Annotated in this window: 8 protein-coding genes; 1 reads left to right on the forward strand and 7 read right to left on the reverse strand. The window is 30.2% G+C overall.

Features of this window, described 5'->3' with window-relative positions; genetic code table 11:
* Positions 1–81: 81 nt before the first annotated feature.
* Positions 82–2025, forward strand: a complete 1944-nt coding sequence (locus tag AC3WVA_RS26110) for a hypothetical protein (RefSeq protein WP_492322290.1) — start codon at positions 82–84, stop codon at positions 2023–2025.
* A 179-nt stretch (positions 2026–2204) separates the two neighbouring features.
* Here AC3WVA_RS26110 and AC3WVA_RS26115 read toward each other — a convergent pair whose 3' ends face one another.
* The 7 genes from AC3WVA_RS26115 to AC3WVA_RS26145 form a co-directional block, all read right to left on the reverse strand.
* Positions 2205–4355, reverse strand: a complete 2151-nt coding sequence (locus AC3WVA_RS26115; protein ID WP_492322291.1) for an AAA family ATPase — start codon at positions 4353–4355, stop codon at positions 2205–2207.
* A 683-nt stretch (positions 4356–5038) separates the two neighbouring features.
* Positions 5039–5773: a hypothetical protein gene (locus AC3WVA_RS26120; RefSeq protein ID WP_492322292.1), complete on the reverse strand. Its 735-nt coding sequence runs from the start codon at positions 5771–5773 to the stop codon at positions 5039–5041.
* 458 nt (positions 5774–6231) lie between these two features.
* Positions 6232–6867 carry a site-specific integrase gene (locus AC3WVA_RS26125; protein WP_492322293.1) on the reverse strand — a complete coding sequence of 212 codons (636 nt, stop codon included), beginning with the start codon at positions 6865–6867 and terminating at the stop codon, positions 6232–6234.
* Between the two features lie 72 nt (positions 6868–6939).
* On the reverse strand, positions 6940–7290 hold the full coding sequence (locus AC3WVA_RS26130; protein WP_492322312.1) for a tyrosine-type recombinase/integrase: 351 nt from the start codon (positions 7288–7290) through the stop codon (positions 6940–6942).
* A gap of 896 nt (positions 7291–8186) precedes the next feature.
* Positions 8187–9116 carry a hypothetical protein gene (locus AC3WVA_RS26135; RefSeq protein ID WP_492322294.1) on the reverse strand — a complete coding sequence of 310 codons (930 nt, stop codon included), beginning with the start codon at positions 9114–9116 and terminating at the stop codon, positions 8187–8189.
* Positions 9106–10890 (reverse strand): hypothetical protein, encoded by a 1785-nt coding sequence (locus tag AC3WVA_RS26140; protein WP_492322295.1) that lies wholly within the window; start codon positions 10888–10890, stop codon positions 9106–9108. The genes AC3WVA_RS26135 and AC3WVA_RS26140 overlap by 11 nt, the downstream gene beginning before the upstream one ends.
* A gap of 881 nt (positions 10891–11771) precedes the next feature.
* Positions 11772–13814 carry a hypothetical protein gene (locus AC3WVA_RS26145; protein WP_492322296.1) on the reverse strand — a complete coding sequence of 681 codons (2043 nt, stop codon included), beginning with the start codon at positions 13812–13814 and terminating at the stop codon, positions 11772–11774.
* Positions 13815–14682 lie beyond the last annotated feature (868 nt).

A 14682-nucleotide genomic window follows, 5' to 3' on the forward strand; every position in this document is an offset into this window, starting at 1 on the left:
ATTTTTTCTTATAAAACCTATGTATACATGTGGAGTGACAATAACGTTATTACATTTATATATTTCAAAGGAGATGTATTTGTGGAAAAAGTAAAATTTTATAGTACCACTGATTTAGCTGCTAGTCATTATTTGTCGAAAGCAGAAGACTTAATATTAAACTTTAAAGAAGAACAGGTACATACAATTAATGATATTTTGGAACTGTATAATTGTACACTTTACATAGAAAATGATATATTTTTTACTCAATGGTTAGATGAACATAAGGAACAGTTAAAAAGAATTTGTAAAGGTATAAAAGGCTATGTCGCACGTTATTTTTCAAGTATTGATAAAGTAAATATCGAGTTATTAGTTGAAACATTGCATTGGGAATATAAAGAAGACTTTTTAAAACTTTTTGCACAATATCAGTTGAAAGATCGGATAGATGAAAATACTTTTGCTACCCTACTATCAAAGAAATTATTTTTAATCACTCAAGTATGTCAACAACCTCAACTTGTTGAGAATTACGGAATGGCGGTAAAACACTTTGTATTAGGAAATCCATCAAATATAGAGTTATTATTTGATAAATATGTTGTCGATTCTAAAATAAATAACAAGCAGTTGTATTTACCTAAATCGTTAACAAAAGATGAATTGAATGTGTTAATTAGTAATTATATTGATTCTCCAGAAGCGAATACTAACTATTTACAACTAATTATTAATAATCATAATACAAAAGAGTTTTCTGTCACAGATGAACATAGATGGAAAGCTAAAAAAAGAAAGGAAAATATCGAGGAGTCACTGTTTAAAAATAGTTCAGGTGTATCTACTGAGTATAAGTTTGTGCTGCAAAAAGATGCACCTAAGTTAGTAGAACAAAAATTAGATAGTACAGAGCTTGAAATAGTGTATAATAAAACCTATTTAGAACAGGAATTGGATTTTGAAACTATTTTAAATAATTTCCTTTGGTTATTTGAGTTTATTGATAATAATGGAAGAATTAACTTTGTAAATAAGATATCTACTAGAACATCACTTCTAGATATGTTTCAATTAAAAGCCAAGAGGGACTATCATGTTAATACAGCTTTCAAAATTAATGAAATATCAACAGATGCTTCACTAGCATTATATTATCCATTATTAAAAAAGCAAAATATTAGATTAGAAGATGTACTCGAATGGTTTTTTAAAACTTATCTTGAAGAAGATTTTTCCGTTTCAGACTACGTTTTTACAGCACCTTCTGAAGGATCATCCTATAAAGAAAAATGTAGGGATATTTTGCCAGAAATAGAATATGTATTACAACAATTTAAAAGCTATGTTGATTATGGGATGGTTAATCACGAAATGCTATCATTATCATCCGGTGGGATAACGTTCGGTCAAGTACCTAGCTTAATAAACATTAAATATATATATGCGAAGGATATTTTAAATCCAGTTTTTCATCTTTTATTTTCAGACCAAACGTCCCTTGGATACTTAAGAAATCCACAGAAAGATAGTGAAACATTTTTTGATTTGTTACAAAAACATCAAGTGAGTATAGATGAATTTGAAGACTATCAAAAAACAAAACTGCAATATCTTATAGATAATGATTACATATCTATTATTGATAGATTTTTAAGATGGAAAAATCCTTTAAGAATAAAAATTCTTTATGAACTTTACCATTATAATGTAATTAGTATGTATAGATTGCATGAGACACTACAGGCGGAAGTAAAATTAATGCATCAAGAAAATAAAGTAGAATTCGAATCATCTTTATTTTCTAAGTTAGAACAAGATATGTTTGATTACTATTTGAACAATAGCAAGTTTCAAAATGGTCCTCAATTACGAAATAAATATGCACACGGTAGATTAGGAAATGCAGCCAATAGCAATGAAGAAATAAACTATAAAAATTACTTACTGATTTTGAAATTGTTAATTGCGATTGTAATAAAGATTAATGAAGATTTTTGTCTTTATGAAATTGTTAATAAAAAAGAAGAATTAAACAAATAAAAATGTAGAAAATGATATATTATTCATTCTCCTACAATTAAACAACTTTAATATAAAAAAAAACGTAAAATGAAAGAAAAGCTAATCTTTTAAACATCATTAGTAACCATTTATCTATCAGCATAACAGATAAATGGTTACTTTATTGCTAAGAATATAATTAGACTGCTTTATTTTCTCTATACACTCTCTAATACTCTATTATTAGCTTTTTGAATGATTTCTTCCATAATTTGAGTAAAACCAATTGGCCACTCTTCCTGCGATAGATCCTCAATTAAATATCGGACATTCTTTTCATTCTTTTTATATGTAAGGTTCCCTATATTTTCACAGAACTTAATTAAAAACTTATCCCCCGGTACAACCTCATCTAATTTATTTTCCCACAAAGCATCAAACTCTTCGACAATGCTATCAATATCAACCTCTAAATCTAATTCTTCTCTCATTTTAGTTCTTTTTTCATTAAACCATGCTTTTAAGCTCTCAGTATCATCTACAGAATCCTTAGAACTTTTTTCTGGATATATAGCTTTCATATATTTTTCACGAATATACTTTCTTGAAGAGTCTATTTTTATATCTGCATAAGTCTTTTTCATTATTTCATCTATTTCATCTAATTCCTTCTTTTTTGTCTCATCTTTAGCTGTAATAAACTTAGCTAAAACTACTGGATTTAAAAATAGATTTTCAATGCACACTCCTGACCAAAAAACCAAACTGCTTTTTTCCGGATGTTGACTAATCTTTCTGTCTTTTTCGTCTTGTGTTTTATAATCTGAATCTAAAATAAAGAATGTTTCTACACCGGTCTTCTCAAAAATTTCTAATGATTCCGCGTTGGCAAAGTATTTATATTTCGTTTCCCCCTTCATATCAATACAACCTATCTTAGACAACATCTGTGGATAAAATTTTTGTAAATATGTATCTATAATTGCTTTATCCGTTTTACCTTCTACAAATACCAACATTCTTTTTATTAGCAATGCCTGAGCATTATAACCTAATTCACTAATAATTTCATCCAAACTTTCTGAGTCTAATAATTGGATACTATTCTCTTGCTGATCTTTTCTTTTAATTAGATATACTGCTTTATCATATATCTCTTCTACAAAGGCTGTCGAATGACTAGTAATAAATATTTGAGAACTCTCCGCTTTTATATGTAAATATTCACTCAATCTTTGTTGGAGTTCAAAATGCAAATGTGTTTCTGGTTCTTCAATAAATATAACATTAGGATTTAATGATTCTATATCTAATATTATTCGAAAAACTTCTCTTATTCCAGTTCCATTAAGATTTATCCAACTATTCCCCATGTCAATAACCGGAGTGTTTTCTGAATTTAAAAAAACATCTATATCTATATCTAATATTTTTTTACACATCATTTTGAAATTCAACCAATCATTCGCACGCTCTTTTTTATTTTTTAATGAAAATAATGTTTGGGCATCATTTAATGTTATTACCTCTTTTTTTTCAGCCTGAAACATTGTTTCAATTTCCCCAAGGGCTGCTGGAATTGTAATATTCTCATTATAAAAATGAATCTTGCGGGTAGCAGTTGGTCCAAGAATTTCCTTCCATTCTTTTATAACAAATTCTTCTTGATGGTTTAGTTCCACAAATATGTCCTGAATTCTTCCATTTAAAAAATCTATATTCCCTTTTATCAAAGACAGAATATCTTCTTTCATGCTACCTATATTAATCTTTTTACTTTTTATTAACCTCACGGTTCTTGCTGATAATTCTAAATTTTCTTCTATATATTTATGAGCATTCATGGTCTCTTCTATTTTTAAATCCATCTCTAAAGATGCAATTTTTTCGTACTCATTTTTATGTTTTTCTACCAGGATGTTATATTCTTTAACCCTTCTAACTCTATTAAGAAAATCCTTAACAAATTCACCATATTGTATTCTTTTAATGGTATACGTAGAAAGAGATTCAATAAAATCTTCAAAATCATCCTCAAACGCCTCTGTAATATGATGATAAGTATGAATTTTTCCAGCTATTCGTATACACCCTACACATGCTACATAAGTAGTATTACCTTTGGTTAACAATCCAATTAACGCTAGGTCACTACTTTTAACGCCGGTCATTATATCTTCTTTATTTAAAATATCTTCACTATATAAATATTGAGATTTCAGGGCATCAAAAAAACATCTAATTGCTCTTAAATAATTTGATTTCCCTATATTATTTTTACCTATAAAAGAATTCATACCCTTCATATCATGCACTATAGATATTTTAATATTTCGGAAGTTTTGTATATATAACGCTTTTAATTTCATACGTACCTTTCTCTCCTCACTATTTCAACTAACCTGAATTAACCTTCAAATAATCTAATAACATTATATAAAAATTATCAAACTATACTAATCCTTATTTTAGCACTATATTCTATCATTTATGCCACCTTTTAAATTATTAATTTGAAAATATATATTAATTGAGGTACCTTACTATGTAATCATTGGTCACTTAAATGGTCACAAAGTAAAAATAATTAGCGGAAATTAAAGGCTGTTGAAGGTAACAGAGAATCCCAAAAATAAAACCCTGCCAAATAACAGGATACTAAGAGACACTTACGGCTCTCCTTTGCTCTATCTTGACAGGGTGGAGGTTGCTGGTTCGAGGCCAGTCGGGATCATAAGAACCCCCTTGATAATCAGGGGGGTTCTTATGTATAACAGTTTGTCCAGATTGATAGAACAGCATTTTTGGGGCAGAAATGGGGCAGGGAAATCACTATTATATTTTTCATCCTCAAATTACTACAAATTATAATTCTTAGAAGCAAAAAAATTTTTAATTTTTACTAACTAATTTCAACTATAAAATTTGATTGAATCTATTTATTGCTCGCTTCAAAAAAGTAACTCTTATCAGCCACTCGAAATTTACATTTCCCATTCAATAAATCTTCCGTTTTATAAACAATTCCATCGTAATAAAAACCTTTTCATTTTTACTCTTTAAATGTATATGTACCCTCTAAATTTTCAGGGAATTCTTTCCAAAAACTAATTAATGCTTCAGCATAAGTGTTGAAGTCAATTTTCTCTATTTCAAATACGGCTTCAGAATTAGTCGTTAATTCTCTATCCATCACTCTTTGGTTATCATATTCATATACTTTGAACATTTCAGGGTGTTTTTTAAATAAACGCTTAGCTGAACGCCCATCACCATGTTTGAATGTATTCGCAATATCACTCAAAATATGAATAGTCTCCCAATATGAATTCTTCTCTAAATCATAGTCCAATGCCTTATACGCCTCTTTAATTTCCTTTATATTTGTGCCGAACTTTGCTATTTTTTTAGTTCTTGCAGGACTAAAACTATGATTTAGTTCACCATACACAAAACTGCGTAATTGTTGTTCAAAGATTTGATACATATTAGTGAGGAATGATAAATAATAATTATGTTCCATTAGCACTTCAAATTCATAAAATTCATAGGCTTTCTCCTGAATCATTTGAAATACATCAGCTGGATCCGTATTTTCCCAATCAAAAGCTGTACTGTATTCTATTTCTAATTCCTTGTAATGCTCTTCAGTAGCCCTCTCATGATTTGGGAAAAGTAAAGCCATTACTGACGAGTGTTTATCTTTCATTCGCTCATACATTGCCACATACTGATTCCTTCGATAGGGGTTTAACCATGCTGTTAATTGTACAGTTTTTCCACTCATGTAATCACCTTTACCTTTAAATTTAATTACCGTACACAAAATTCTTCGTAATCTAGCAATTTACTCGAAAGAAAAGTGCTGGATTACGTTTTATGTGCACTTCTACATCCAGTATAACAGAAGCATTTTTAAAGAAATTTATTATTCCTCAACACGCTTCGAATTTACAGGTCACCTTAAAACATTGATATGAATACTTGAAAGCCAATTCTACTATGGGCAGAAATGGGGCAGAACACTGCAATTTTTTATCAATCTCAAACATGTTCAAGCCTTAATTAATTTGATAAAACACTGATACAATAATGTTTATCATCTATCAACTGTTACAATCCTAAAAGATTATTAACTTTGAAAAGGTGGAGGTTGGTGATTCGGACCTGTCCGGGGTCATACAGGTTTGACGCGGTTTTTTAATTGTTTGCTTTTATACTCTATAGAGCCGGTGGTCACATTTCCTACAAAATCTCTTCTATTTTGTTAACAGCATCCTCTTGCATGGTTGGTAGTACATGCGAATAAGTGTCTAATGTGATTTTTATATTACCATGACCTAATTGTTCAGAAATCACCTTCACACCTTTAGCCAATAATAAAATCATATATGTATGAAGTAAATCATAGAATCGAATCTTTGGTACAACCGCTCGCTTAATCAAATTGTTTAAACTTTGTCTAACATTAGCAGGATTAATTGATGTTCCAGAAGGCGTACACATCACCAAGTCATTGTCTTGGTATTCCTCACCTTGACTCAGCTTCTCTTTCAATACGACTGCTCTGTGTTTCTTTAGCTTTGCTACTGTTGATGCAGGTAATAGTATCTTTCTTAAACTTGGTTCTGTCTTTCCTCCAATCAAAAATGTTTTCCCATCATGACTTAACGTTTGGCTTATGGTTAAATGTCCTTTTTCTAAATCAACATCTTTCCACCGCACCCCTAACAATTCACCCTGTCTCATTCCAGTTACAAGAGCCATATGAAAGACAATAGAATACCTGCTATCCTGCGCAGCTTTTAAGAACAGCTGTACTTCCCGCTCATTCCACACAGCTAACTCTTCCTTATCAACTTTAGGCAACTTCGTTTTCACTGCAACATTCTTACTAATTAACTCCAGATCTATTGCATGTTCAAGAGAGTTCCGAATGATTTTGATTATCTTTTAAATTGTCCCTCTCTTTAAACCTTCATCTTGCAATGAATTAACGTAGTTTTGCATATGCAATGATGTTAACTTAGCTAATTTGATATTACCTAGAGAAGGTATAATACAGCTGTTTAAGTCACCTTTCAATACTTTCGCTGTTTGAATACCAAAACGGTGTTTCTTTGTGTTAAACCAGCTCTCTAGATATTCACCATAAAGTAGTTTACTAGGTTCTACGTATGTTCTCGTATGAACTTCTGAGAGCAACTTTGTTAAAGCATTTTCTGCTTCTTTTTCGGTAATGAATCCCCTCTTCTTCTTTTGTTTTCTTCTATCTGTGAGAGGGTCAATACCAATATCTACAATATAAAAATATTATCCTGTTTTCTTATCTTTTTGACGCTTCCTTTCATCGTTAAGAGCCCCCTTGAAGTCCTTAACTGTGCTGTATATGTTAATTTTATTATAGCGGATAATTTTGGTATTATGAATTAGAAATTTTCATTTTATCAACATAAAGACACTGAGGCATTTTTTCATATGTTCTACAATAAATTAAAAGTAAATAATAAGAAATACCACCTTTTGAAGAAGCTATGCTAAACATCTATTTACAGCCGCTTGCATAAAAAACTCCAGTATTACAGTATTAATAACTAGTTTAGTAACCACATTTGTAATTAAAAAATACACACTTGAAATTACAGCGGATTTCTTACATTAATATAATTTAGTTCATATATATTTTATTAAAGAATACAAAATATATATCAATATTTTCCACTATGAAATCTATATCATTTATAGAAACATGATAAAAATATTCTATATCTTTTTAACATAAGATATTTTTTGTTGGTTTTCTCAATTTGTGTCTCCCAAAAGAGAGTCAAACTTTCTACAGATGGACAAGTTTATCAGCATCTCTAACTACCAGACAACTGTATATACTTCTTTATATTCATTAAAACGGTCATTTTTTCAAAAATTATTTAGGAATATTCCAACCTTCCACAGCCGCTTTTATAAATTAATCTGTTGGTGTCATACCATCAGGATCAATAGTCTTGTTATCTTTGAAAGAAAAAATGCTTTTATAAGAAAAACACCCCATCCCTATATAAACAGAATGGAGTAGCATATAAATATTGAAAGATAGCGAAAAAGGTGAAATATTAATGAGATTTTTTAAATCAATATAAAGCAAGAAGTGGATATTATTAACACCCCATCCTTTTTATCTTTACAGGAAGCTACACGAATCAAATCGAAAAATATGGTAATAAAAGGTTGTAATCAACCTTTGGATATAATAAGCCCTCAATTGTTGAGATGGCTTTATCACCCTTTTCCAAATTTCTCCCCACCCTTCTTTTTATCAAGCCGATCTCTTCCACTATATTGTTTTCAAAAAGCAATATAAAATTACCCTTATGTCTAAACACCTCCATACCAAATACTTTTGCTGAAAAAACACGAAATTTATTTTGTTCCTTTTCTTTATAATCAACTATCTCATTTTTGTTAAGCTTTAAAGAGCGATTAAAATGGCTTTCAAAAATAATTTGAAGAACTGAATTTCTAAGGCCATCAAAGAATTCTAAAAAATACATGATATCTTTATCTATTCCCTTTATGGCTAATTTACGAATAAGTAATCTGTTATATCTTGAAAAGGGATATACCTCTTTTGATTCCAAGAATTGTTGAACATTGCTTTGTTTCTTTTCAATAGTAGCTTTATGCTGATGTAAATAGGTAAATAATTTGGTGCTGTGCAATTGGTAGAAAACATTCAGCCAAGCTCTATATAAATCTAAAGAATTAAGATTTATAAAAATATCCCTTGATGGTAACCCTACTAACATTTGAAGAAGTGAATTTTCCAAATCTCTTCCAAGTTGATCCCCCTCTTTAATTAACAAATGCACCTCACTACAATCTTTTAATTCAATAAAGCACTCTTTATAAAAATCATCTTTACCATAAATAGCCTCAATTTTTCTATAGGCAAGTCCAAAACTATAATAGTGTGCAAATGAGCATGTATTAATAGCATCTTGATATAATAACCACGTTTTCAGTGGCAATTTACTTTTGATGTAATTATACTTTTGATGGAGTTTGCTTACTTTTGCTATTTGGTTTCCAAAATTATAGGCAGCTATTAAAGTATTCATATCAATCACCATTTTCCATGCTTCTTAATCTATAGACAATAAACTCACCCAAAAGAATATTTGCAACTAAAACATTACCTGGTTCTATTTGTAATTCATCCTTTCCATGTACTAAGTCATTTCGATAATCTCTAACTTTCCATAACCTACTGAAATCTTCATCAGCTATAGGTATATCCAATCGCCTAATCAATGTTTGCACCTTAATTTTTAAGGGTGGATCATTTAGTTTGCCGAAACTCTTATCTTTTATTTTTCTTGCGTATTCTTCTGTAAAAACATCACTTTTTTCTTTTAATAGTTGCTTTAACGATTGTTTAAATTCCCCAATAATTTCATCAGGCAAAAAAGGATCGGTTTCTATTTTATTAACCAAAAATTCCATAGATATGTTTGTATATATAACTTTATCTTCTATATCATCTGCTTTCCAACTTCTATTCAGCCACTTTAACGCATTAAATAACTGCTTATCTAAAATTGAATGCTTCCCTGCTTGTTTTTTATATAGAATTTCTTCAAACCATTCCAATTCCCTAAACATTTTTTCAAGCTTGGAATCAACACTTAGAGAATTACTTATCCATGTGTTTTTAAAATCACCCACCATGTTTTCCAAACTTATTATATTTTCTATATAATAGAGTGAGGAACATTTAGGATTTTGATGTAATCGTAGTCTATTCCATTCGTTTGGTTCATCGCCTATATTATAAAAACTAAACACTCTATCATTTTTGACCAGCAAAATTATCATATCAATTGCATCCTGAACTTTTTTCCTTCCTAACAAATAGGCATCATATGCATTATTAGATTCGACAATTGTTTGGGCGAAAGTGTTAAATTGATTAATAAGACTTTGGTTACACTTTTCTTCAAAGCCCTTATACCTCTCAAAGGCTTCGTCTCTAGTTATTATGGTTACATCTCCTAAACCGAATTCAGGGTAATTCAACAATAGATTTTCTATTGGAAGTAAAACAAGATAAGGAGCATATTTTTCCCCAAATCCTTCTATATTAATTTGTTCTTTTAACATCCCAGTAGGCCTCAAAATCGCATGTACTAGTGAATACGGGTCAGAACCTTGAAAAGAAAGAAAATCCAGCTTCTTTTTACTTAATTCATGAAAAAAAGAACTTAAAACAAGAGTTATTCCATCTATACTTTTTTTCAATTCATATATTGCACCTGCTAATTCCATAGAATCACCATTTATTCGATACCTAATAGTCAGACCATCAGAAAGATGTATTTTTTTTAAATTCTGGAATATATTTGTATAACTTTCGAATTCGAATTTCCCGAAAATTAAACCGCTCCTACTGGAAATAAGTAAAGATTTACGAGGTTGTATTAATTCAACATTACTGTATACTTCACAGCTTCCACTAATTATATTTCGCTGTGTTGATGTCAGAATAGATAACGTTTTATATGTATCAAAGCCTCTTTTTATTTTCCTCCCCTCAAATTGTTCAACAATTTCGTCAATAGACTCAATAACTATATTTATAGTATTATATTCACTATTTAAGAAATCCCTAAGACTTCTAAGAACATTACCTATATTCCGAATTTCCACAGGAATAATTAACCCATTAATAAAATCAAAGCCGCAAATCATATATTTTTCTTTGTTTTTTTGTTTAAATACCAAATAATTCAAAATTATAGATTCCTTAGAATATAACATTGATAAAATCAAATCATTATTATCAAATTCATTATATGAAATACTAAAATTATTTAAAAAAAAGGGTGACTCAAGTGGATTTATCATTTAATTGACTTCTCCTTTTTATTTAATTGTCAGCAACATCTAAACTTCTCCATGTGAAATAGACCTAAAATTCCCCACTCTATTTCTCTGTACAATCTGATTGCAGACTACATATCTTTATGATATATATCCCTTAGCACTTGTCGCTTAGCTAAAAAGAAAAAATTCATGTGAGGACTATCCTAGATGGGCGAAATCAGAAGATAAAAACAAGTTATTCAAAAACCGAGTTTCAAGAATTAAATGAACGGTAAGTAGACAAACTCGAATTAACATACGCCTTAAAGCATAAATACAACTATTCTTAACTGATTTTTATTATGTAATAAAACAAGGCAGATAATCGTAATTTTGTATCAACACCAAACATTTTTAAACTATTATTGATTTGATACGCAGCTGATATTATAATTTATATCTGCTCTTTTTTGTTATAATACTTTACTTCAATTTAAGAAACATTATTTTTTGGATAGAACACCCCAATCCTATATCAGCCCTAAACATATTCACTCAATATTAATTTAAGAAAATGTAATACAAAAGTATTTACCCTCATTCAGTTTTTATAAATACAATCAATTATTAACCTTGACAGTATTATCAAAGGCAAGAACTAGATTGTGAAACAACTAAAAAAACGCGGAATTTTTTTATTTAGTAAATGCAAGTTTATTACCCTCTTTCAACAGAAGAGGATTTCACACAAAAAAAATTACTTATGATGTAGTAATAAAGATACTCAAAGTATCTTCGAGACTACTTTTCAAAAATAGAGATTGGCTCCCGACTTTTTATACTACAACAAAAAAGAGCACTCTATTATTCTGAGTGCACCATTTTTGAAATGACTGTAAATCGTGAATCTTACTTTTTTATATTTATCGATTTTTCTTTAATTTTTTTCGCAGGAAAATTCCTGCTAATATAGACAAGGTTAGAAATAATATTACTCCAATAATATGCATCCCTAAGAATTTCGGTCCATGCATATCCTGCAAACTAAACTGGAATAAGCCGCCAAAGAGAGCTAAAGGAAATCCAAATATTGTAATGAAACTAACAAGATAATTCGTTTGTATTTCTGTGTAGCTTTTAATAATATTTTCAATATCCCCAATAACTTCATACAGTTCATGCAACTTGGAAGATATACCCCATCTTTGCTCTAGCTTTTCCCTAAACATTTCAAGATGATGATCCGTATTCGTCGTCATAGTTTCCAGCATGATATACCGCAATTCCATTTTTAATTTTGTAATACGATTATTCAGGGCAATCAATTCTTTTCTATTTAAATCTTTCCCTTGATCAGTAATTTTTTTAATACCACTTACTTCTCGATGGATTTCTTCATATTTCTCTTGTACAACACCATATCGTTTCAGCACATTTCGGAATTCAGATGTATATTTATCAACATCTACCCGATTCCTACTCCAATCATCAAATAAAAGTGCCCCGTCTTTATGCAAAACTATAAATCCCCCAGGAATTGTCTCAAAATCAAAACTTGATTCTGGAGGTAATTCCTGCATTTTTGGTAGTTTCCCCTGCGTAAGCCCTCCCGCTGCACAAGCCGCTAAGTATCTCTTCATTGTAGGAGACATAATGATAGACTGATCCTTTTGAGAGTGATCCCACTTCACTGCCATAAATTGTTTTTGATATTTCTTATTTGAAATGAGTGGTTTACACTCGTGCATTAGATATGTGCCAACATACCTCTCTGCGTCTTCGCTTGAAGCCACAGAGACCCTTACGTCTTTTGCAGGATGATACAACTCCCATATGCTTTGTAGTACATCATCCCACGTCAGTGCTGATCCCATCCGTCCATCTGGAAGTTTTTTAGGTGCCCCCAAAATTGTATATTTTTTATTCTCATCATACCAAGGCTCAGTTGCCATTGATCTCAAATCAGAGTATCGTGGTTTACAAGAGGGTCTGTTTCCCTCCCACTTATCATTTTCCATCTCCTCAAGCTTATCCCACAATTCTTTTAGATGGACTCCTACTGAGGTATCTACAGACACTGTAATGTCAGAACCCGTTCCAACTAAATCAGGGTTATGAACTGCCATAAATGCAAAACCCTTTTGGCTCCAGGAGTTTTCTAAATCATTACGCAAGAATACTTTTACTGTCCCTAAATGCTTACGCTCTTTTACTAAGAAGGCATCCACAAGTATTTTTCGATTTGTATCCTTCAAAGGAAGCTGTAGTTGTACTGTTAAAGCATGATTCAGCATTTGTTTATATTCTTGATATTCATGTTGTAGCAGCAAGACTGCCCTATGGAAATATTCACTTTCTTTCAATGGCTCGAGGTTAACTGGGTCCATATCTGCTTGTATAAGTTGAACTACGAAGCGAATGCATGATTTAAATCCTTCCTGAAAGACATTACTGTTTTCATGTTCACTCCGGTCAAAATATGTATGTGATAATGCATTATGCAGGCACCCCCATGACTCAAATGGCTGTCCTGTTGTTTTGACGTCACCTTTTTCCCATAATGTTACATAATCAATCCATTTACGATCAATTAACTGCAAATCAATCCCTCTCACTCGGAGATAAAAGAGAATAAAACCCAAGCAAGTATCAGGTGACAAGTCTTCTAAATAAATATGCGCCTTCTCGGGTTGAAAATCACTTTTTAAAGCCTTCCTCCAGAGTTGGAGATTTTCTTCTGATTCAGCATATATTAATTCAGAAACAGAACTCTTTTTAGCTTCTTTATTATTTAAAACAATTCCTTTAGACTCACTTTGACTACCAAACCCAATGACAATTTCGTTGTGTAAAGCCACTCTCTTTTCTGGAGAGTAATAGACTGTAAAGTTTTCAATTTTCAAAATCTCTTCAAGCACTTCTTCTATAATACTAGCATCCTGTGGATTTGCTGTATTTTGTTCCATGACGTACCCTCCTATTTCTCATTCTCATAATATACACAATGTAATCATGTAAAAAATGTACAGCTACCATTAACATTTTACATTTACCTTAAACAGTCACCTTTATTTTTCAACCATCATACAAAGCTGCATAATAATTTTAATATAAATAAATTTCAACTTTAATTGAAAAATTATTTTATTTTGAAACCTTTTACTGACTTATATTACTTTTAAAATTAGTTTTTAGAATGATTATCCCGGTAAATAACTTATTCAAGTACGGATACTTTTCACCTCTTTTTTCTAAATAGCACCTTATATATTCTTTAATTATATAGATATTATAGCCTACTATATCTTAACAATACTGATATAACAGTACAATATGCTATAACAATTTCCTCAAATTTATATAAACAATAAAATTTTAAGCGATTAGAAATTCCTCAATTTCTAAATCAAGGAAATCGAATGAGTATCCCACTTTTTTATGCTTAATTAAATTCTACATAATAAGAGACTTACTTTTGGCAAATCTTTAAGTCTGCCTGTGATAAAAGAAGTATTACCTTTATATTCTATATGTAATAATTAGTTGGATATTTTTAAATACTACGCATTATTCATATGTAAAAGAAAATTTCATACTTATTAAACATTTCAAGGCAATTTATTGTTGACATAAAAAAACAACATCCCATTCATACTTTTCTATACACAACCATAAGTTTGTAACTTAAATATGTACATACTTAATTTCTAATACTTATAGACTAAATATAGTTACTGAAAACACGAAAATTTCTGATATAGATATTCAGTAATCATTAATAGTTGGATTTTTCTTATGCGATAAGTAAAATAATGAAGAGATACCTAATGAATT

This window comes from Bacillus sp. EB106-04-02-XG92 (assembly GCF_058791995.1).

Excerpts from the sequence above, each read along its gene's own strand:
- AC3WVA_RS26115 (WP_492322291.1), bottom strand. The coding sequence starts at position 4,355 with ATGAAATTAAAAGCGTTATATATACAAAACTTCCGAAATATTAAAATA.
- AC3WVA_RS26120 (WP_492322292.1), bottom strand. The coding sequence starts at position 5,773 with ATGAGTGGAAAAACTGTACAATTAACAGCATGGTTAAACCCCTATCGA.
- AC3WVA_RS26135 (WP_492322294.1), bottom strand. The coding sequence starts at position 9,116 with ATGGTGATTGATATGAATACTTTAATAGCTGCCTATAATTTTGGAAAC.
- AC3WVA_RS26140 (WP_492322295.1), bottom strand. The coding sequence starts at position 10,890 with ATGATAAATCCACTTGAGTCACCCTTTTTTTTAAATAATTTTAGTATT.
- AC3WVA_RS26145 (WP_492322296.1), bottom strand. The coding sequence starts at position 13,814 with ATGGAACAAAATACAGCAAATCCACAGGATGCTAGTATTATAGAAGAA.